The sequence below is a fragment of the Methylobacterium sp. J-059 genome (genome assembly GCF_022829485.1).
GTDB lineage: Bacteria > Pseudomonadota > Alphaproteobacteria > Rhizobiales > Beijerinckiaceae > Methylobacterium.
The window spans coordinates 1-946 of sequence record NZ_JAKSYA010000010.1; the positions used below are offsets into that span (position 1 = coordinate 1).

Sequence of the window (946 nt, forward strand, 5' to 3'; positions counted from 1 at the left end):
AGGAGCGCACATGCCGACGCATCACGAGATCCCGGCCACCCCCGACAAGATGGTGCTCGGCTACTTCGACGCCGCGCTGCCGCCGGTGCTCGAGATCGCGTCCGGGGACACGGTCACCCTCCATTCCTTCCCCGCCGGCGGACGCGAGTCGCTGCATCCCGATCCCGCGCGGGTCTCGGCCGAGCACCTCGCGGTGCTCGATCAATGCGTCCCCGGCCCCGGGCCGCACTTCGTCACCGGTCCGGTCCATGTCCGCGGTGCCGAGCCGGGCGACGTGCTGCAGGTCGAGATCCTGGATCAGGCGTTCCGCCAGGATTGGGGCTTCGTCTCGATCCTGCCCCTGCTCGGGACCTTGCCCGACGAGTTCACCGAGTACGAGACCATCCACCCCGACATCGACGTCGCGCGCGGCGTCTGCGTGCTGCCCTGGGGCACCGAGCTGCCGCTCGACCCGTTCTTCGGCATCCTCGGCACGGCGCCGCCCGCCGCCTGGGGCCGCGTCGGCACCGCGGTGCCGCGCGGCTTCGGCGGCAACATGGACAACAAGGAGCTGAAGGTCGGCTCGACCCTCTACCTGCCGGTCTACAACTCGGGCGCCGGCTTCTACGCCGGCGACGGGCACGGCGTGCAGGGCGACGGCGAGGTCTGCATCACGGCGCTGGAGACCAGCCTCACCGGCACCTTCCGCCTGACCGTGCGCAAGGACCTCAGCTACGAGTGGCCGTTCGCCGAGACGCCCACCGACCTGATGACGATCGGCCTGCACGAGAGCCTCGACGAGGCGATGCGGCAGGCGGTGCGCGAGATGGTGCGCCACGTTTGCGCCCGCACCGGGCTGACCCGCAACCAGGCCTACATGCTGTGTTCGCTCGCCGGGAACCTGCGCATCACCCAGACGGTCGACGGCAACAAGGGCGTCCACATGCTCATGCCCAAGACCGCCCTG

General features: G+C 70.4%; 1 protein-coding gene. It reads left to right on the top strand.

The features are described from left to right. Positions 1-10 precede the first annotated feature (10 nt). Positions 11-946, top strand: a 936-nt coding sequence (locus tag MKK55_RS00235; RefSeq protein ID WP_243932688.1) for an acetamidase/formamidase family protein, incomplete at its 3' end; no start/stop codon positions are given.